General features: G+C 60.8%; 16 protein-coding genes. 13 read left to right on the top strand and 3 right to left on the bottom strand.

Annotation, left to right across the window (positions count from 1 at the left end; all coding sequences use genetic code 11):
• The first annotated feature begins 143 nt into the window (after window positions 1-143).
• The 11 genes from RG836_RS21960 (at window position 144) to RG836_RS21910 (ending at window position 14,316) form a co-directional block, all read left to right on the top strand.
• The gene (locus tag RG836_RS21960) at window positions 144-2,033 is read left to right on the top strand and encodes a DUF1302 domain-containing protein (protein WP_310849511.1); all 1,890 of its coding nucleotides are present in this window, start codon (window positions 144-146) and stop codon (window positions 2,031-2,033) included.
• 28 nt (window positions 2,034-2,061) lie between these two features.
• The gene (locus RG836_RS21955) at window positions 2,062-3,426 is read left to right on the top strand and encodes a DUF1329 domain-containing protein (RefSeq protein ID WP_310849509.1); all 1,365 of its coding nucleotides are present in this window, start codon (window positions 2,062-2,064) and stop codon (window positions 3,424-3,426) included.
• A gap of 311 nt (window positions 3,427-3,737) precedes the next feature.
• Window positions 3,738-6,479, top strand: a complete 2,742-nt coding sequence (locus RG836_RS21950) for a LuxR C-terminal-related transcriptional regulator (RefSeq protein WP_310849507.1) — start codon at window positions 3,738-3,740, stop codon at window positions 6,477-6,479.
• 259 nt (window positions 6,480-6,738) lie between these two features.
• On the top strand, window positions 6,739-7,515 hold the full coding sequence (locus RG836_RS21945) for a transporter substrate-binding domain-containing protein (protein ID WP_310849505.1): 777 nt from the start codon (window positions 6,739-6,741) through the stop codon (window positions 7,513-7,515).
• A 50-nt stretch (window positions 7,516-7,565) separates the two neighbouring features.
• On the top strand, window positions 7,566-8,240 hold the full coding sequence (locus RG836_RS21940; RefSeq protein ID WP_310849503.1) for an amino acid ABC transporter permease: 675 nt from the start codon (window positions 7,566-7,568) through the stop codon (window positions 8,238-8,240).
• Complete coding sequence (locus RG836_RS21935) at window positions 8,240-8,974, top strand: amino acid ABC transporter ATP-binding protein (RefSeq protein WP_310849501.1); 735 nt, start codon at window positions 8,240-8,242, stop codon at window positions 8,972-8,974. The genes RG836_RS21940 and RG836_RS21935 overlap by 1 nt, the downstream gene beginning before the upstream one ends.
• Before the next feature lie 21 nt (window positions 8,975-8,995).
• Window positions 8,996-10,243: a cysteine desulfurase-like protein gene (locus RG836_RS21930; protein WP_310849500.1), complete on the top strand. Its 1,248-nt coding sequence runs from the start codon at window positions 8,996-8,998 to the stop codon at window positions 10,241-10,243.
• A 17-nt stretch (window positions 10,244-10,260) separates the two neighbouring features.
• Window positions 10,261-11,133, top strand: coding sequence for a MurR/RpiR family transcriptional regulator (locus RG836_RS21925; RefSeq protein WP_310849498.1), 873 nt, complete (start codon window positions 10,261-10,263; stop codon window positions 11,131-11,133).
• Between the two features lie 61 nt (window positions 11,134-11,194).
• A complete protein-coding gene (locus RG836_RS21920) occupies window positions 11,195-12,091 on the top strand; it encodes an allantoinase PuuE (protein ID WP_310849496.1) in 897 nt (298 codons plus the stop codon).
• Window positions 12,092-12,136: 45 nt separating this feature from the next.
• The gene (gene hydA / locus RG836_RS21915) at window positions 12,137-13,573 is read left to right on the top strand and encodes a dihydropyrimidinase (protein ID WP_310849494.1); all 1,437 of its coding nucleotides are present in this window, start codon (window positions 12,137-12,139) and stop codon (window positions 13,571-13,573) included.
• Window positions 13,570-14,316: a 2-keto-4-pentenoate hydratase gene (locus RG836_RS21910; RefSeq protein WP_310849492.1), complete on the top strand. Its 747-nt coding sequence runs from the start codon at window positions 13,570-13,572 to the stop codon at window positions 14,314-14,316. Before hydA ends, RG836_RS21910 begins: the two co-directional genes overlap by 4 nt.
• Before the next feature lie 83 nt (window positions 14,317-14,399).
• Here RG836_RS21910 and RG836_RS21905 read toward each other — a convergent pair whose 3' ends face one another.
• Both RG836_RS21905 and RG836_RS21900 read right to left on the bottom strand, forming a co-directional pair.
• Window positions 14,400-15,098, bottom strand: a complete 699-nt coding sequence (locus RG836_RS21905) for a retron system putative HNH endonuclease (RefSeq protein ID WP_310849490.1) — start codon at window positions 15,096-15,098, stop codon at window positions 14,400-14,402.
• Window positions 15,099-15,103: 5 nt separating this feature from the next.
• Window positions 15,104-16,429: an AAA family ATPase gene (locus RG836_RS21900; protein WP_310849489.1), complete on the bottom strand. Its 1,326-nt coding sequence runs from the start codon at window positions 16,427-16,429 to the stop codon at window positions 15,104-15,106.
• A 237-nt stretch (window positions 16,430-16,666) separates the two neighbouring features.
• Between RG836_RS21900 and RG836_RS21895 the strand changes: the two genes are divergently transcribed.
• Window positions 16,667-17,311: an MBL fold metallo-hydrolase gene (locus RG836_RS21895; RefSeq protein WP_310849488.1), complete on the top strand. Its 645-nt coding sequence runs from the start codon at window positions 16,667-16,669 to the stop codon at window positions 17,309-17,311.
• Between the two features lie 109 nt (window positions 17,312-17,420).
• Window positions 17,421-18,152, top strand: coding sequence for a YiaD family glycine zipper/OmpA-like lipoprotein (locus RG836_RS21890; protein ID WP_310849486.1), 732 nt, complete (start codon window positions 17,421-17,423; stop codon window positions 18,150-18,152).
• Between the two features lie 122 nt (window positions 18,153-18,274).
• Here the strand turns inward: RG836_RS21890 and ehuA are convergent, their stop codons facing one another.
• Window positions 18,275-19,069: an ectoine/hydroxyectoine ABC transporter ATP-binding protein EhuA gene (ehuA, locus tag RG836_RS21885; protein ID WP_310849642.1), complete on the bottom strand. Its 795-nt coding sequence runs from the start codon at window positions 19,067-19,069 to the stop codon at window positions 18,275-18,277.
• Window positions 19,070-19,089: the final 20 nt, after the last annotated feature.

The raw sequence follows: 19,089 nt of genomic DNA, 5'->3' as shown, positions 1-19,089 counted from the left end.
CAAGGATTTTTAAGAACGGAGCCACCGCACAACATGGGGCGATGCAACTGCGCAATGACTTAGGGACACCTTGGTTCCCTGTCCGTCGCAGCGTTTTTAAAAGTGCTCACTGCCATAACAATAATGCACATGGAGTAGCGTCGATGACATCAGTAAACCAGTTCTGGCGCCGGGCGAAATTGCCCTTGGCGGTCAGTCTCGCCTCTTCGCTCGCCGGGCCTGCATTCGGCGTCAGTTTCAACGTCGGTGAAATCGAAGGTCAGTTCGACTCCTCCCTGTCGATCGGTGCCAGTTGGTCTACTGAGAGCCCGAACAAGAACCTGATCGGCGTCAACAACGGCGGTCGCGGCCTGTCGCAGACCTCCGACGATGGCCACGCCAACTTCAAGAGCGGGGAGACGTTCTCGAAGATCTTCAAGGGCATCCATGACCTCGAATTGAAATACGGCGACACCGGCGTTTTCGTTCGCGGCAAATACTGGTACGACTTCGAGCTTAAAGACGAAAGCCGCGAGTTCAAGGACATCAGCGACAGCAATCGCAAGGAAGGCGCCAAGTCTTCTGGCGGGCAGATCCTCGATGCCTTCGTCTACCACAACTACTCGGTCGCCGATCAGCCGGGCTCCGTGCGTCTGGGCAAGCAAGTGGTGAGCTGGGGTGAAAGTACCTTCATCGGCGGCGGCATCAACTCGATCAACCCGATTGACGTGTCTGCGTTCCGTCGTCCGGGTGCCGAGATCAAGGAAGGCCTGATCCCGGTCAACATGTTCTACGTGTCCCAGAGCCTGACCGAGAACCTGTCCGGTGAGGCGTTCTATCAACTGGAATGGGACCAGACCGTCGTCGACAACTGCGGCACTTTCTTCTCGCAACCGGACATCGTCGCCGATGGCTGCGACAACAACCTGCGCGTGCTGAACAAGCGCTCGACCATTCCGGCCATCGCTTTGGGCCCATTGGCGGCGAACGGCGTGGACGTCAACCAGGAAGGTGTTCTGGTGCAACGCGGTGGGGATCGCGATGCCCGTGACAGCGGCCAGTGGGGCGCGTCGTTGAAGTACATGTTCGAACCGCTGGACACCGAATTCGGTGCCTACTTCATGAACTATCACAGCCGTGCGCCGATCTTCAGCGCCACCGGTGCGCCACAGTCGGTGTACAACTCGGCAGCGGCATTGCCAGGCCCGTTCGCCGCCCTTGCGCCGTTGTTGGTAGCGGGTAATTCCAAGTACTTCATCGAATACCCTGAAGACATTCGCCTGTACGGCTTGAGCTTCTCCACCACCCTGCCTACCGGTACGGCGTGGAGTGGTGAGATCAGCTACCGGCCGAACGCGCCGGTGCAGCTGAACTCCACCGACATCCTGTTCGCCGGTGTGCGTCCGCTGGGCGGCCCTTACGCCAACGCTTCGCTGCTGTCGGCACCACCGGGCACCGATCTGCACGGCTACCGCCGCAAGGAAGTCACCCAGCTCCAGACGACCCTGACGCACTTCTTCGATCAGGTCATGGGCGCCAGCCGTCTGACCCTGGTCGGCGAAGTGGGCGTGACCCACGTCGGCGGCCTGGAAAGCAAAGACGACGTGCGCTACGGCCGTGACCCCGTGTTCGGTCCGGGCCAATTGCCGGCCACCGGCACCGCCAACACCTGCGCCAACATCCTTAACAACGGCACCATCAACGGTGGCGGCGCCGGTTCGCCGCAGAACAACCGTAGCCGTAACTGCACCAATGGCGGCTTCACCACCTCCACTTCGTGGGGCTACCGTGGCCGGGCCATCTGGGAATACAACGACGTGTTTGCTGGCGTGAACCTCAAGCCGAACGTGGCTTGGTCCCATGACGTCAGCGGTTACTCGCCTGGTCCTGGCGGCAACTTCGAGGAAGGTCGCAAAGCGGTCAGCCTGGGTGTCGATGCCGAATACCAGAACACCTACACCGCGAGCCTGGCCTACACCAACTTCTTCGACGGCAAGTACACCACCGTGGATGACCGCGACTTTGTTGCGCTCAGCTTCGGCGTGAACTTCTAAGCACTGCATTTTCAGGACGAACGCACTTATGAAAATAACAAAGAGTCTGTTTCACGCCGGTGTCTTGGGGCTTTCACTGCTGGCAACCAGTGTCATGGCGGCAGTGCCTGCGGCCGAAGCGGATAAGCTGGGCAAGAGCCTGACGCCGATGGGCGCGGAAATGGCCGGCAACGCCGATGGTTCGATCCCGGCCTGGAAGCCGTTGCCGAAAAACGCCGGCAGCGTCGACAGCAAGGGCTTCCTGTCGGACCCGTATGCCAGCGAAAAACCGCTGTTCACCATCACCGCCAAAGATGTCGACAAATACAAGGACAAGCTCGCACCGGGCCAGTACGCGATGTTCAAGCGCTACCCGGAAACGTTCAAGATGCCGGTGTACCCGTCCCATCGTGGCGCGACCGTGCCGGATGAGGTGTTTGCCTCCATCAAGAAAAACGCCACCTCTACCAATCTGGTGTCTGGCGGCAACGGCCTGGAAAACTTCGAAACGGCCGTGCCGTTCCCGATCCCGAAAACCGGCGTCGAAGTGATCTGGAACCACATCACTCGCTATCGCGGCGGCAGCGTGACCCGTCTGGTAACCCAGGCCACCCCGCAACCCAACGGCTCGTTCAGCCTGGTGTACTTCCAGGATCAGTTCGTGTTCCGCGACAAGATGAAGGACTACGATCCGGCGAACCCGGGCAACATCCTGTTCTACTTCAAGCAGAAAGTGACCGCGCCGGCACGTCTGGCCGGTGGCGTACTGCTGGTGCACGAAACCCTCGACCAGGTGAAAGAACCGCGTTCGGCGTGGGTCTACAACGCCGGTCAGCGTCGCGTGCGTCGTGCCCCACAAGTGTCCTATGACGGCCCGGGTACTGCGGCGGACGGTCTGCGGACTTCCGACAACCTGGACATGTACAACGGTGCCCCGGATCGCTACGACTGGAAGCTCGAAGGCAAGAAAGAGATGTACATCGCCTCCGACAGCTACAAGCTCGACGATCCGAAACTGAAATACGCCGACATCATCAAGGCCGGCCACATCAATCAGGACCTGGCGCGTTATGAACTGCGCCGCGTCTGGCATGTGGTCGCCACCTTGAAGGAAGGCCAGCGCCACATCTATGCCAAGCGTGATTTCTACATCGACGAAGACACCTGGCAAGCTGCGGTCATCGACCATTACGACGGTCGTGGCCAACTGTGGCGCGTCGCTGAAGCCCACGCCGAGAACTACTACGACAAGCAAGTGCCGTGGTATGCCCTGGAAACCCTCTACGACTTGCAGTCCGGCCGCTACCTGGCACTGGGCATGAAAAACGAAGAGAAACAGGCGTATGACTTCGGCTTCACCGCCACCACCGCCGACTTCACCCCGGCCGCCCTGCGCCAGGATGGGGTCCGCTAACCCGCACTGACCGAGGCCGCACCCTCGGCAACAACAAGCCCCGACTGGTTCGGGGCTTGTTGTTTTTAACGGATTCACAAACCGTTTTCCTGTGGGAGCGAGCCTGCTCGCGAAGGCCGCCTGCAACTCAAAAATTCTGCCGACAGATGCACCGTCTTCGCGAGCAGGCTCGCTCCCACATTGAGGAGCTACGGCGGGGGCTGTAGTCTTTTTGTAGCCATTTGTAGCAATAACCTTCATTACCTGCGCTTTTACCGCTAGTCTGCGGACATCTGCAACGCCGCCAACTGCAATTCAAACAAGAGCCGGCCATGACTGATCTGTCCCCACTACCGGGTCCCACCCACCTCGCCATCAGGGCACTGGACGGGCGTTTTTTCCGCCCGCCATTGCCTGAAGGGCATGTGCTGCGGCCGCGTCTATGCGAACGCTTGAGCGCAGGGTTGGGTGGTCGGTTGTTGCTGGTCAGTGCGCCGGCCGGGTTTGGGAAAAGCTCGTTGGCCGTGGAGTTCTGCCAGAGCCTGCCTTCGCACTGGCAAAGCCTGTGGCTGGGGCTGAGCGCGCGGGACAGTGATCCAGGACGGTTTCTCGAGCGTTTGCTCGAAGGCTTGCAGGACTACTTCCCGCAACTCGGCAGCCAGGCCCTGGGGTTGCTGAAGATGCGTCAGCGTCATCAGCCGTTCGCCTTCGAGGAGTGGCTCGACGGCTTGCTCGATGAACTGGCCGATCATCTCTCGCCGCACAAACCCTTATTGCTGGTGCTTGACGATTACCACTTGGCTCAAGGTCCGGTGCTGGATCGCTGCCTGCAATTTTTCCTCAATCATTTGCCCGATGGCCTGCTGGTGCTGGTCACCAGCCGTCAACGGCCGGACTGGCACCTGGCGCGTCTGCGCTTGTCGCGGCAATTGCTCGAATTGCATGAACAAGACCTGCGCCTGACCCACGACGAAGCCCAAACCTTGCTGGTGCGCCACAGCAGTTCATTGCGCGGCGAGGCGCTGGAGAATCTGATCCAGCGCAGCGAAGGTTGGGTCGCAGGGCTGCGCTTCTGGTTGCTCGCGGCGTCCGAAGCGGGCAGTGGCGGGGCTCTGCCGCACACCTTGCACGGTGGCGAAGGGCTGATCCGCGATTACCTGCTCGAAGAAGTCATTGATTGCCTGCCCGCCGAGGTGCAGGGTTTTCTCTACGACACCGCGCCTCAGGAGCGTTTTTGCAGCGAGTTGTGCGACGCGGTGCGCGAAGCTCACGACAGCGCGGAAATCCTCCGTTACCTGTTGGCCCACCAAGTGTTCCTGGTGCCGCTGGACGAACACGGCCACTGGTACCGCTATCACCATTTGTTTTCCGATTTGCTGCGCAGCCGGCCGACCACTCAGGCGATCGTCCCGCCGGCCAGCCTGCACCTGCGCGCCTGCCGTTGGTTCAACGCCCAGGGTCTGCTCGACGAAGCGGTGGAGCAGGCGTTGCGCGCCGGGCATCTGGATGTCGCCGCCAACCTGGTGCAGAACCTTTCCGAAGAACAACTGCTGGCGGAGCAGAACGTCGGCATGTTGCTGCGCTGGAAAATGGACTTGCCCGACAGCCTGCTGATCAGCACCCCACGCCTGATCGTGCTGTACAGCTGGGCGTTGGGCCTGGCCTGCCAACTGGATGCCGCCGAGGAATTGGCCAATCATTTGAGTCGCTTTCTGCCCGCGCCATCGGCCACCGCGCAGAAATCGATGTTGGCGCAATGGCTGGCGCTGAGCGGGATCATCGCTCGTGGCCGGGGCCAGCGCGAACTGACCATCCGCTATTGCACCGAAGCCCTCGACAGCTTGCCGGCCAAGCGCTATGGGCAACGGCTGATGTGCCTGTCGACCTTGTCCAACCTGGCGATTGCCGACAGTGACCTGTGGCGCGCGCGGGGCCTGAACCGTGAATCTCTGGAACTGGCGCAGCGAGTCGGTAATCCGCTGTTCGAAGCGCTGGCGCATTACGACCGCGCCCGCGTGCTGCAGGCCCGTGGCGAAATCCTCCGCGCCCTCGATGAAGTGCGCCAGGGCTTGCAACGTCTGCAAGGTTTGTCACCGCAGCGGCTGTACGCGGTGCGCGCGCGGCTGACGCTGTACGAAGGCTTTTTGCTGGCGCTGCGCCTGCAACCGGAAGCCGGGTTGCTGCGGTTGCACGCCGGCCTGACCGAAGCCCGGGCCTGCCGCGACATCAGCGTGTTGATCGGTCACTGCGTGATCGCCCGCATCGAAGGCTACAACGGCGAGTACGCCAAGGCTTTCGCCGAACTGGCCGAAGCCGAGCGCCTGATGCACATCTGGGACGTGCCGCCAATTTACTATCTGGCGATGATCACCCTGGTCAAATGCGAACTTTGGCTGGCCCAGGGCCGCACCGACCTGGCCGAAGCCTGGCTGGCGCGGCTGGGCCAGACTTACAACGGCGAGAACCCGGCGGCGCCGCCGGAGTTTCATCCGCAGTTACCGCTGCACGTCGAACTGCAACAAGCCCTGCTCGACGCCATCCGCGGCCAGCCGATGCTCGCCGAGGGGCGCCTTACCGCCTTGCTCGAACACGGCCAGCAAACCGGGCGGCAAATGCTCAGCGTCATGGCCCTGAACCAGAAGGTCAGCCTGCTGCTTGCCCATGGTCGCGAGCCCGAGGCCCGCAAAGCCTTGGCGCAATCCCTCGACGCGGCGGTCGGTGGCGTCCTGCAACCCTTTAACGATCTGCTGCGCCAGCACCCGCAGTGGCTGCGCGAACAGCTCGACGCCCTGACCAAAACGGCGGTGTCCCAGGATCTGGCCAAGCACTTGCCCGCTGCCAGCACCGCGCCGACATTGGCCGAACCCGCCGGCAACGCCGAACACCTCAGCACCCGCGAGCTGGCGGTCCTGCGCCTGATCGCCCAAGGCTGTTCCAATCAGGAAATCAGCGAGCAACTGTTCATCTCCCTGCACACCGTAAAAACCCACGCCAGCCATATCAACAGCAAACTCGGCGTGGAGCGGCGCACCCAGGCCGTGGCTCGGGCCAAGCAACTGGGTGTGTTGGGTTAAGTCAGCCTCGCCAAAAATTTCAACGCCCCGCATTAGTGCGATCGCTCTCGAGTTGCTGCTCGATTTTCAGCCCGGTTTGCCCCTGCGCGCGGGTATCGCGCCGTGCACCAAATCAGCCTGAGCGTGCACTGCTTTGAATCGTTTAATTCATTATTTTTTATTGTTGAATCTTTTGATTCTTGCGCCTAATCTCGGTCTCAACACGCCTGATGACGCAGCCGGGCGACTTCGTACAACCAGTGAGATCGGGGAGCAACACGTGAACGTGAAAGTACTCTTGAGCATGGCGGTAGCAACTGCATTTTCGGCCTCTACTTGGGCGGCGGACTGGAACGTCGGCGCCAACGTTGGCAACGTGCCGTGGGAGTTCCAGGACGCCAAGGGCGAGATCGTCGGCTTTGAAGTCGACGTCGTCAAAGAAGTCGCCAAGCGCGCCGGCAAGACCGTCGAGTTTGTGAACATCCCCTTCAATGGCCTGTTCAGCGCCGTGCAGTCCAAGCGCATCGACATTGCCATTTCCTCGATCACCATCACCCCGAAACGCCTGGAGTCGGTCGGCTTTGCCCAGCCTTACTACGACAGCGATCAATCACTGTCGGTGCTGACCAAGTCCGGTGTCGACGGACTTAAGGGCATGCAGGGCAAGGTGGTTGGGGTCGATACCGGCTCGACGGGCGACATGTGGGTGACCGCTCACCAGGGTGAATACAAGTTCGGCGATGTGTCCCGCTACGAAGGCCTGTCGCCAGCCATGCTTGACCTGGCATCCGGGCGCATGGATGGCTACATCAGCGACATCCCAGCGGTTCTGTATTACATCAAGGACAAGCCGCAATATCGCGTCGTGGCGCGTATTCCCACCGGCGAAAAATACTCGCTGATGCACGCCAAGGGCTGGGCTTCGGCCACTCAGGTCAACGACATCATCAGCAGCATGAAAAAAGACGGCGTGATCGCCGATCTGCACAAGAAGTGGTTCGGCGCTGATGCGCTGGCCGATTCCAGCACCGTCAAAGTGGTTGATGTTCTCAAGTAAGCCTCGGCTTCACTTCCGGCGCCGGGCGCCGTCATACCTAAGGAATCGCAATGGAGTTGTTGCAGACTTTCTTCAACTGGGGCGTGTTTGTCGACGCGCTGCCGCAGATGCTGCGCGGCCTCGGGGTGACGGTGCTGCTCGGCGTGGTCAGCATCATTCTCGGCCTGGTCGGCGGGTTGCTGCTGGCCATGCTGCGGCTTTACGGCTACGCGCCGGTGCGCCTGCTGGCGCGGATTTATATCGACGTGATGCGCTCGATTCCGCTGTTGGTGCTGCTGGTGCTGATCTATTACGCCTTGCCGTTCGTGGGCATTCGCCTGTCGTCTTTCGCGGCGGCGGCAGCGGCACTGTCCCTGGTGTCCTGCGCTTATTCTGCAGAAATTTTCCGCTCCGGCATCGAAGCGATTCCCCGTGGCCAGTTCGAGGCCGCCGCGTCCCAGGGCATGAGTTTTTTCAACACCATGCGCGACGTGATCCTGCCCCAGGCCATGCGCATCGTCCTGCCGCCGATGACCAGCAACTGCATCAACGTGATGAAAGACACCGCACTGGCCTCGGTGGTGGCAATGCCGGACCTGCTCAAGCAGGCCACGCAAGCCCAGGCCTTGTCAGCCAACCCGACGCCGCTGGTTGGCGCCGCCATCATGTACCTGCTGTTGCTGCTGCCGTTGGTGCAACTGGTGAGCTGGGTTGAACGGCGTAACAGCGCCGGGAGGAAACACTGATGAGTGCGGTCATCGAAATCGAACGTGTCGCCAAGTTCTACGGCCAGTTCCAGGCGCTGGCCGATATCAATCTGTCGGTGGAACAGGGCGAAGTGGTGGTGATTCTCGGGCCCTCGGGTTCGGGCAAGTCGACCTTGATCCGCTGCATCAACCTGTTGGAGGAATATCAGGAGGGCGACATTCGCGTCGCCGATCAGCGGGTCGAACACGGCGCGAAACTGGCCGGGATTCGTTGCGAGGTCGGCATGGTGTTCCAGAACTTCAACCTCTATCCGCACATGACGGTACTGGCCAACGTTGCTTTGGCGCCGGTGCGGGTGCGCGGTATGAATCGCCGTGATGCCCAGGCCCGCGCACGGGTGCTGCTGGAAAAAGTCGGCATGGGCGCCCACGCCGACAAATACCCCGCGCAACTGTCCGGCGGGCAGCAGCAACGGGTGGCGATTGCCCGGACCATGGCCATGGAGCCGCGGGTGATTTTGTTCGACGAACCCACCTCGGCGCTCGATCCGGAAATGGTCGGCGAAGTGCTGGACGTGATGCAGAACCTGGCGCGCTCCGGCGTGACCATGGTCGTGGTCACTCACGAAATGGGCTTTGCTCGCAAAGTCGCTGACCGGGTGATCTTCATGGAGAACGGCCGGATCATCGAACAGAACGAACCCGAAGCCTTTTTCACCCGACCGCAGGAGGCGCGAACCCAAGCCTTCCTCCAGGCCATCCTGCACCACTGATTTCTTTTGGAGACTGCCCGCTTGAATACGCTCGATATGGATTACGTCCGCAGCCAATTTCCGATGCTCGCCGACGGTTACACCTACCTGGACAACGCCGGCGGCTCGGCGGTACTGGGGCGGGTGGCCGACCGGGTGCGCGATTACCTGCTCAACAGCAGCGTGCAATTGGGCGCGTCCTACGGTGGCTCGGTCTCGGCTGGGCAACGGGTGATCGAGGCCCGGGAATCCGTGGCGCAACTGATCAACGCCTACTATCCCGAAGAATGCGTGATGGGCGGCTCGACCACGCACCTGCTGCAAATTCTGTGTCGAGCCATTGCACCGTCGATCAACAGCGGCGACGAAATCATCGTCAGCCATAGCGACCACGAAGCCAACATCGGTCCCTGGCAGCGACTGTGCGAAGAACGCGGCGCCACCTTGCGCGTCTGGTCGGTGGACCCGCAAACCCTGGAACTGGAACTCAAGGATCTCGATGCCTTGTTGAGCCCGCGAACCCGCTACGTGGCCATGACCCATGCCTCGAACATTCTGGGCAGCGTCAACCCGGTAGCGGAGGTTGCCCGTCGCGTGCATGCGGTCGGCGGCAAACTCTGTGTCGATGCCGTGGCCTACGCGCCGCATCGGCTGGTGGATGTGCAGGCCAGCGGCGCGGACTATTACGTCTTCAGTTTCTACAAGGTGTTCGGCCCGCACTTCGCCGTGTTGTGGGGCCATCGCGAGGCATTGCTGGAATTGCCGAGCCTCAACCACTTTTTCATCGGCCAGGACGTCATCCCCTACAAGCTGCAACCGGGCAACCTCAACTACGAGTTGTCCTACGGCTGCATGGGCATTGCCGATTATTTGCTGGACATCGGCCAGCGTCTGGGGGCCAGCGGCAATCCGCGGCAGGTCATGCAGGCCGCGTTCGATGCGTTCGAAGTGCAAGAGGATTTGCTGGCGGAAGTCCTGTTGGCATTTTTGCGCGAGAGCCCTGGCGTGCGCATCATCGGCAAGCCGCGAGTCACGGCGGGTGATCGAGTGCCGACCATCAGTTTCGTAGTCGAGGGCGTGCAATCCGAAGCCGTAGTACGGCGGATCGATGAGCATGGGATCGGCATTCGTTTCGGCGACTTCTACGCCCGGCACCTGATCGAGGCACTGGGGCTGGCGGCGCATGGCGGTGTCATTCGCGTCTCGATTGCTCATTACAATACCGTCGACGAGATGCAGCGACTGGTCGAGCACCTGGCTCAGGCGATCACTGATCTGCGTCCATCCTGATTTCTGCGAGCACTTTTATGCCTGTTCCTCAAAATCTTGCTGAACTGCGTGCGGCCATGGTCGAGCACCAAGAGCGCCTGACCGCGCGCACCCGTGACGCGGCGCGGTACCTCAACGACCACCCGCACGATGTCGCGCTCAATACCGTCGCGGCCCTGGCCACGCAGTCGGGGATTGCCTCGTCTGCCTTCATTCGCCTGGCCAAGGCCTTGGGCTTCAACGGGTTCAGTGATCTGCAACGGCTGTTCAAGGCGCCGCTGCAACAAGCGGCGACCACCAGCTACAGCGAGCGCATTCGCCACTTCAACGGCGAAGAACTGCTCGAAGACCCCACGGATGTCGGTGCGATCCTGCAGGCGTTCAGCCGGGCCAACATTGTTTCGCTGGAGCACTTGGCCGAAGGCCAGCAGGTCGAGGCGCTGGAAAGCGCCATCACCCAGTTGCAGCGGGCGCGGACCATTTTCGTGATCGGCATGCGCCGCTCGTTTCCCATGGCCGCGTACCTGAGCTATGCCCTGAGCCGGGTCGGACGACGCGCCGTGCAAGTCACCGGGCTTGGCGGGTCGCTGCATGAGCAGATCGGCGCGCTGCACAGCGATGACGTGCTGGTAGCGGTCAGTTTTCCGCCCTATGCCCAGGAAACCATCGATGCCTGTCAGCAAGCGGTGGTGGCGGGCACGCCGATCGTCGCCCTGACCGACAGCATCATCAGCCCGATCGGCCAGTGCGCGGCGACCATGATCGAAGTCAATGACGCCGAACTACTGGGTTTTCGCTCGCTGACGGCGGCGTTCTGCGTGGCACAAACCCTGGCCATGGGCCTGGCATTCCGCGACGGACAGTCGGTCAGCGGGCCGGATCACGACGCCCTTAAACATATTGATTGCTAAGCGACGGCCCGACGGCCGCGCTCCCACTCAACCCTCTGCGCCTGTGCAGGAGATTGCTCACATGGCTTCACCTTTACGCGATCTGGTCGGCTACGGCCAAAACCGCCCTCAGGGCGCCTGGCCCAACGGTGCCCGGTTGGCAATCAGCCTGGTGATCAACTACGAAGAAGGCTCCGAGCGCTCGTTGGCCATGGGCGATCCCGATCAGGAAAGCATGACCGAATGGGGCAGCTATCAATTCCCCGACGGCGTGCGCAACCTGGCGATGGAATCGATGTATGAATATGGCTCACGCGTTGGCATCTGGCGGATTCTCGAGATTCTCCAACAGGCCAATGTGCCTTCGACGTTCCATGCCTGCGCCGTGGCGTTCGAGCAGAACCCCGATGTGGCGAAAGCCGCGGTCGCCCTGGGTCATGAAATCTGCAGCCATGGTTATCGCTGGGAAGAAGTGTTCCGCCTGACCGAAGAAGAGGAACGCGAGCACATTCGCCTCGCCGTGGAATCGTTCGAGCGCACCTGCGGCAAGCGCCCGGTCGGCTGGTATTGCCGCTACGGCGCCAGTGTGCGGACCCGCCGCCTGGTGGCCGAGGAGGGCGGTTTCCTGTATGACTCCGACGCCTACAACGACGACGTGCCGTATTACGTCGACGTCCAGGGCAAACAGCATCTGGTGGTGCCCTATACCAGCGACGTCAACGATTTCCGCTACTGGAATTCGCCGGGGTTGTCCCAGGCTTCGGACTTCTTTGAATACATGAAAGAGAGTTTCGAGGTGCTGTACGACGAATCCGCCGATGGCCTGCGCATGATGTCGGTGGGCTTGCACCCGCGCATGGTCGGGCGTCCGGGGCGTGTTCGGGCGCTCAAGCGTTTTATCGAATACGCCCAGGGCCACGAAGGCGTGTGGTTCGCCACCCGTGAACAAATCGCCCGGGCCTGGATGACGCGCGCCTGAAGCACTGCTGGCGGATCCCGGCCGTGACTGTTTGGAGAAGTATCTATGCAACCTTTCGATACGGTGATTCGCAACGCGCGGGTGGTCACGGCCGCGGATATTTTCAGCAGTGACATCGGCATTCGCGACGGGCGCATCGCCGCCCTCGGCCTCGACCTGGCTGCAGGACTGACGGAGATTGATGCCGCCGGCCGTCACGTCACCCCCGGTGGCATCGACAGTCATGTGCATTTCGATCAACCCACCGGCGACGGTTTGGTGATGGCTGATGATTTCTCCAGCGGCACGCGCTCGGCGGCTTGCGGCGGCACCACCACGGTGATCCCGTTTGCCTGTCAGCAGAAGGGCCAGACCTTGCGCGCCGCCGTCGATGACTATCACCGTCGCGCCGGCGATAAGCCGGTGATCGATTACGCCTTTCACCTGATCGTCACCGATCCGACCCCCGAGGTCCTGCGCGAAGAACTGCCAGCGCTGATCGCCGAGGGCTACACCTCGTTCAAGATCTACATGACCTACGACGCCCTCAAGCTCAACGACCGGGAAATTCTGGAAACCCTGTCCGTCGCCCGCCGCGAAGGGGCGATGGTGATGCTGCACGCCGAGAACAGCGACTGCATCGCCTGGCTGACCGAGCGCTTGCTGGCTGCCGGGCTGGATGCGCCGCGTTACCACGCCACGTCGCGACCGATGCTGGTGGAGCGCGAGGCCACTCACCGCGCCATCGCCCTGGCCGAGTTGGTGGATGTGCCGATCCTGATCGTGCACGTGTCGGGCCGTGAAGCCATCGAGCAGATCCGCTGGGCGCAAAGCTTGGGGTTGAAGGTGTATGCCGAAACCTGTCCGCAGTACCTGTTCCTGACCGCCGATTCCCTTGGCTGTGACGACGGCTTCGACGGCGCCAAATGCATTTGCAGCCCACCGCCACGGGATGCGGCCAATCAGCGAATCATCTGGGATGGCCTGGAAAACGGCTCGTTCGAGATTTTCTCTTCCGACCATGCGCCGTTCCGTTTCGACGGCCCCGACGGCAAGAAAGCCCATGGCGAACAGGCGTCCTTCGACAAGGTCGCCAACGGTATTCCGGGCGTCGAGACGCGCATGGCATTGCTCTGGTCCGAAGGCGTGCGCACCGGGCGAATCACCGCGCAAAGCTTCGTCGCGCTGACCTCCACCAACGCCGCAAAAATGTACGGCTTGTACCCGCGCAAGGGCAGCATTGCCATCGGCACCGATGCCGATCTGGTGATCTGGGATGAAGGCCAGACCGTTCACCTGACAAATGCGATGTTGCACCACAACGTCGACTACACGCCCTACGCGGGCATGCAATTGACGGCATGGCCGGCCATGACCCTGTCCCGTGGCGAAGTGGTGTGGAACGGCGAGCCGCAAGGCCAGGCCGGTCGTGGCCGGTTCCTGGCCTGCGAGCGCCCGGCGCCGGCCCAGGTGCGTCGGCGCCAGACCGAGCTGCCGTTATGAATGACGTGCAGCGGGTGACGGCCAGCCTGATCCGAGCCTGGCAGGAGGGCGTGCGTCAACCGCTCGACGGCTTACACCTGGATAACGAAGGCCAGGCCTACGAGGTCCAGCAACGGGTCGCCGAGGCTATGGGCTGGTTTACCGACGCACCGGCCCGCGCCTGGAAACTGGGCGGCGCCCCCGGCGGCTTGATCAGCGCGGCGGGCGTGCCCGCGAGCGATATCAAACCCTCAGGCTGGCAATTGCCGACCGATTATTGCCATGGCGTCGGCATCGAAGGTGAACTGTTCGTGCGCTTGGGACGCGACCTGGACGAACACACTGACCTGGCCTGCGCCTATGCCGCCATCGACGCCTGGATGCCGGGCATCGAGCTGTGCGACACCCGCTGGATACATGGAGAACAGGCCGATCCGCTGCTGCGCCTGGCCGACCGACAACTCAACCGCGCCTTGATCGTCGGCCCAGCCCGGCCCATGGTCCCTTCGCCGGATTGGGCCCATCAGCGGGTTGAACTGTGGGTGGATGAGCAACCGGTGTTCACCGGCAGCAACAGCCATCCCTTCGCCGAACCGCTGAACTCCCTGCCATGGCTGGCCAGGCACGCAGCCGCACAAGGCAATCCGCTGCGCGCCGGTGATCTGATCGCCACGGGGAGCTGGACCGGCATTTTCTGGGCACCGTTTGGCGCAAGGGTTGAGGTGCGGTTCGCCGCTTTCGGGGCGGTAACGTTGCTCACGTGAACAGGCTCGCGTGTCGGGCTGTTCGAGCCTGAGCATCGCCAGCACTTTTTCGCTTCTAGAGCACCCGACCGCGGAGGCGGGTGTTATCCGACGTAAGCCTGCAAAAAATGTTTGATGGTTGTGGCGTAGGGCTGCCAACGAGTGGCTTCGATTTCACTTCGGAAATATTCATGGCGGTCCGCTTCGTCCCATGAGGCGATCTCTTCGAAATCACTTTCTCTCATCTTGCGATAGCTGCGCACGGCATTTGCTCTGGCGCCTTCAAGTGCCCCGTTGTCCAGACCGAACACACGTATTGTCTCTGATGCTCTGTTGCGTTCTTCATCGCTGAGGGCAGTGCGAGCGCGGACTTCTCCGGACGAATGGAAATAGAAAAAGTATTCGGGGTCATGCTCATCAGGTTTGAGGAGTACATCAGCATCGTAGAGTGGCGCTGAACGGCGATCTTTATAGTGCCCGCAATGCTCATCAGAACCACAGGCAAGAAAAAAATTACTCCAAGCGAACGTCAATTCCGGATAGCCGTTGGGGTGTCTGCGGTTTTTACGACGAAAGTGCTCGATATGCCCCTCGTGGTAAATCGCTCCCTCGCAATAAGCACAACGCAGACCGTATTCAGCCGCATCTGCCGTGGTAATACCGGGGATGCCTTGCAACTGGAACAGAGCGAAACGTAGTTGTTTCTTGCAGCAGCCCCGGAAGTCTTCCCAGGTTTGGGTCTGGTGGTCGTATTCCGCCAAGCAGGCTGGGGCGTTGATGGAGGCGCGATCCAGTTTAAGCATGGCGATCAGTCCTTGGCATCCGAGTGTTTTTTTAACTTGAACGTTTGAAAGCGGATGAGTCGGTCCGCATCGAGCAGGATCGGATGCTGGGGACCGTAGAAATCAAGCAGCTTTTCCCGCAGCGCCGCGCCTCCGGCATCCTTGTCGGTCCCGTCTTCGATTTTGGCGGTGTAGTCGGCTAGCCAATGTGCCTCGTCGACTGGCGGAATGGAGTTGACACCCATGACATCGTTGAGTGCAACGGCACTTTCCACGCCTTTGACTTCCTGCGATGGGCTGACTGCTTGCCACTGTCCCTGAGCGTTTTGGAAAAGCATACGAATGCTCTTGCTCTTCACGGTCGAAAGTACTTGGGGACTGTGAGTGCTTACGATGAACTGAATGTTCGGAAATGCTTTACGCAAGTTGGCAATAACGCGTTGCTGCCAAGCCGGGTGCAGGTGCAGATCGACCTCGTCGATCAATACGATCCCGGTTGTTTCTCGGGGGGCTTTTTCCTTGAGATGTCCATTCAGTCGCGCACAACGCAGCGCTAGATCGGCGACCAAAGTAATCATGGCGCGAACACCATCACTGAGCAGACTGAGTGGCAGTGCACCATGGTCCGGATGGGCCATTGATAGCCCTTCAAATGTCAGGCTGTAGTGAAAGTCGTTCCAGCCTTCTTCGACCATTACCTCGTTCACAGCGTTCCTGATCCCTTGCAGGCGTGCTTCCAGGTTGGAATGTTCGTAACCGGATTGTTGCTTTTGCTGGAGGGCTGCCAGTGTCGCTTTTCTCATCCATTCCTGTAATTGAACGAATGTCGAGAACACAGAGAGGCAGTCCTCATAGCCCGCAGTGCGACTTTCTGTCAGTACCGCTTTGCTCGATACATTTTTGTGGCTGACCCAAAGGCGTCTCGAGCTGTAGTAGCGAACCAGAGGAAGTGAAACCTCGGAGTTTGTTCGCAGCATTGACTGGAATTCTCTCCCCCAAGAGGCCAGCGGTTCGGACTCCTTGGTGGTGGTGCGACTTTTAGGTCCATTCAATGCTCGCTGCCATTGCACGTCGGGTGTAATCATTTCGGCATTGATGATGACTGGAAACTGCTGCTCACTCTCAAAGCCTTCGCCAATCCTGACGTAACGGGCATCGGTACGATCAATGTGCTTGGATACGCCTTGATCAAACGCACCGACAAAGGGTCCCAAAGCCGCCACGATAGCCTCCATAACCGTAGTCTTGCCTTGGCCGTTGCGCGCCGCGATGACCGTCAGCTCGGGATCGAAGTCGATTTCAAGCTCGGCAAAGCGACGGTAGTTTTTAAGGCTTAGCTTTGTGAGATTCATAAACTCTCTTCTGGCTGAATAATGCGGCCCGACGGCTCTTGCGGCGAGGATGACAGGCTGCCCCAAAAGCGCGGAACGAATAGAAGGGCATACTAACAGTGCAGCGAGCTGTGTGGTGTAGTCGAACCTACGCGGATAACGCCTTCGCTCTCTGACAGTGTCGGGGCTTTTTTCATGGAGTCGCCAGCGCTTTTCGCCCTGTGCCAAAATGCGCGCATCCACTGCCCAGGAACGCCCATGCAAGCCGCAACTCCCTCACTTATCCGCGAAACCTTCCCCGTCGGCCCGTTGCAGTGCAACTGCACGATCATCGGCGATCCGATCAGCAAAAAGGCGATTGTGGTCGATCCCGGTGGCAATCCGGATCGAATCATGGCGCGCCTCGACGCTTTGGGCTTGAAGGTGGTGAGCATCATCCACACCCATGCGCACCTGGATCATTTCCTCGCGTCCGGGCAGATGAAAGCGCTGACCGGCGCGACCTTGCATTTGCACAAGGAAGACCAGTTCCTCTGGGACAACCTGGAAATGCAATGCGGCATGTTTGGTGTGCCGTACACCCCGGTACCGCCGCCGGATCGCTGGTTGGCCGATGATGAAGAACTGGCCTGCGGTTGCGGTGTAGCGTTGCACACGCCGGGGCATACGCCGGGTTCGATGAGTTTCTGGTTTGCCGACGCCAAGCTGCTGATCGCCGGCGACACGCTGTTTAAGCGCGGGGTAGGTCGCACCGATTTGTGGGGTGGCGACCAGGCGACTATCGTTCGCTCGATCAAGCAGCGTTTGTACACCCTCGACGAGGACGCCACTGTGGTAACCGGTCACGGTCCGGACACGCGCCTGGGAGACGAAATGCGTGAGAATCCGTTCGTGCGCGCCTGAAGTTTGTGTGAGGGCGCGATGGAATTTTTGTCATGGCTGATGATCCAACGCCCGCAACGTACGTTGCTACGCCCGTTGCACCACAGAATGCAGAAAGTAGGAGCTCTTCATGTTCACCACGCGTCGTTTGATTATTGTCGCTACTGCTGTGGCCGTGCTCTCGGGCTGCGCTTCACCCAATCCTTATGACAACCAGGGCCAGGCCGATAGCGGTTCGCAAGGCATGAGCAAGACCGCTAAATATGGTGGCCTGGGCGCCCTGGCCGGTGCGCTGGCCGGTGCCGCTATCGGGCACGACAACCGTGGCAAGGGGGCGCTGATCGGCGCCGCCGTGGTGGGGGCTTCCGCCGCCGGTTACGGCTACTACGCCGACCAGCAGGAGAAGAAACTGCGCGCCAGCATGGCCAACACCGGGGTGGAAGTGCAGCGCCAGGGCGATCAGATCAAGCTGATCATGCCGGGCAACATCACCTTCGCCACTGACTCGTCGAACATTGCGTCGAGTTTCTACCAGCCGCTGAATAATCTGGCCAACTCGCTGAAGGAATTCAGCCAGAACCAGATCGAAATCGTCGGCTACACCGACAGCACCGGCAGCCGCCAGCACAACATGGACTTGTCCCAGCGTCGCGCGCAGAGCGTAGCGACTTACCTGACGTCCCAGGGCGTCAGCGGCGCCAACCTCTCGGCCCGCGGCGCCGGCCCGGATAACCCGATTGCCAGCAACGGTGATGTTAACGGCCGGGCGCAAAACCGTCGGGTCGAAGTCAACTTGAAAGCGATTCCGGGCCAGCAGTACGGTGGCCAGCAACAGCCGGGCACCGTTCAGCAATACCCGTAAACACCGAAAAAAACTGTGGGAGCGAGCCTGCTCGCGAAAGCGCTGTGTCAGACAACGATCATGTTGACTGATACACCCTCTTCGCGAGCAGGCTCGCTCCCGCTTTGTATCTGCAACGCCCCTTAGTTCGCCTCTTTCACCGCACTCAAAAATGCACAGGTTCGCTCCTGCTGCGGGTTTTCGAAGATCTGCGCCGGCGTGCCCTGTTCGTGGATCTGGCCCTTGTAGAAGAAACACACGCGATCGGCGAACTCTCGGGCGAAGCCCATCTGGTGGGTGACCATCAACATGGTGAGGTTGTGCTCGGCGCCGAGCTTGCGGATCACGTTGAGCACTTCGCCGCACAATTCCGGATCCAGCGCCGAGGTCACTTCGTCGAACAGCATGACTTTCGGCCGCATCGCCAGTGCCCGGGCGATCGCCACCCTTTGCTGCTGGCCGCCGGACAACTGTGACGGGTAGTGCCCCAGCTTGCTGCCCAGGCCGACCAGTTCCAGCAAATCCGCCGCGCGTTCCCGGGCTTCCACCGGTTTCATGCCCAACACCTGCACCGGTGCTTCGATGACGTTTTGCAGGGCGGTCATGTGTGGGAACAGGTTGAAACTCTGGAACACCATGCCGATCTTGCCGCGCACCCGGCGGATATGCCGGTCGTTGGCTGGCACCAATACGCCGTTGCGGTTGGGCATGTGGGTCAGCAGGTCGTCCTCGATGCGGATCAGCCCGTCATCAATGCCTTCGAGGGTCATCAACACCCGCAGCAAGGTCGATTTGCCCGAGCCGCTGGGGCCGATGATCGCCACTTTCTCCCCCGGCGTGACGTCCAGGTTCAAATGATCGAGTACGGTGAAATTGCCGTAGCTCTTGGTCACGTCCTGGAAGCTGACAATCGGCTTGACCGTGTTCGGTTCGTGCATGGCCAAGGCCTCTTGCGGAT

Source organism: Pseudomonas rhizozeae (assembly GCF_031583775.1).
Lineage (GTDB): Bacteria > Pseudomonadota > Gammaproteobacteria > Pseudomonadales > Pseudomonadaceae > Aquipseudomonas.
Note: the sequence above shows the minus strand (reverse complement) of the source record. Positions and strands in the feature narration are given on the sequence as shown.

Excerpts from the sequence above, each read along its gene's own strand:
- RG836_RS21960 (WP_310849511.1), top strand. The coding sequence starts at position 144 with ATGACATCAGTAAACCAGTTCTGGCGCCGGGCGAAATTGCCCTTGGCG.
- RG836_RS21955 (WP_310849509.1), top strand. The coding sequence starts at position 2,062 with ATGAAAATAACAAAGAGTCTGTTTCACGCCGGTGTCTTGGGGCTTTCA.
- RG836_RS21950 (WP_310849507.1), top strand. The coding sequence starts at position 3,738 with ATGACTGATCTGTCCCCACTACCGGGTCCCACCCACCTCGCCATCAGG.
- RG836_RS21940 (WP_310849503.1), top strand. The coding sequence starts at position 7,566 with ATGGAGTTGTTGCAGACTTTCTTCAACTGGGGCGTGTTTGTCGACGCG.
- RG836_RS21935 (WP_310849501.1), top strand. The coding sequence starts at position 8,240 with ATGAGTGCGGTCATCGAAATCGAACGTGTCGCCAAGTTCTACGGCCAG.
- RG836_RS21925 (WP_310849498.1), top strand. The coding sequence starts at position 10,261 with ATGCCTGTTCCTCAAAATCTTGCTGAACTGCGTGCGGCCATGGTCGAG.
- RG836_RS21920 (WP_310849496.1), top strand. The coding sequence starts at position 11,195 with ATGGCTTCACCTTTACGCGATCTGGTCGGCTACGGCCAAAACCGCCCT.
- hydA (WP_310849494.1), top strand. The coding sequence starts at position 12,137 with ATGCAACCTTTCGATACGGTGATTCGCAACGCGCGGGTGGTCACGGCC.
- RG836_RS21910 (WP_310849492.1), top strand. The coding sequence starts at position 13,570 with ATGAATGACGTGCAGCGGGTGACGGCCAGCCTGATCCGAGCCTGGCAG.
- RG836_RS21905 (WP_310849490.1), bottom strand. The coding sequence starts at position 15,098 with ATGCTTAAACTGGATCGCGCCTCCATCAACGCCCCAGCCTGCTTGGCG.
- RG836_RS21900 (WP_310849489.1), bottom strand. The coding sequence starts at position 16,429 with ATGAATCTCACAAAGCTAAGCCTTAAAAACTACCGTCGCTTTGCCGAG.
- RG836_RS21895 (WP_310849488.1), top strand. The coding sequence starts at position 16,667 with ATGCAAGCCGCAACTCCCTCACTTATCCGCGAAACCTTCCCCGTCGGC.
- RG836_RS21890 (WP_310849486.1), top strand. The coding sequence starts at position 17,421 with ATGTTCACCACGCGTCGTTTGATTATTGTCGCTACTGCTGTGGCCGTG.
- ehuA (WP_310849642.1), bottom strand. The coding sequence starts at position 19,069 with ATGCACGAACCGAACACGGTCAAGCCGATTGTCAGCTTCCAGGACGTG.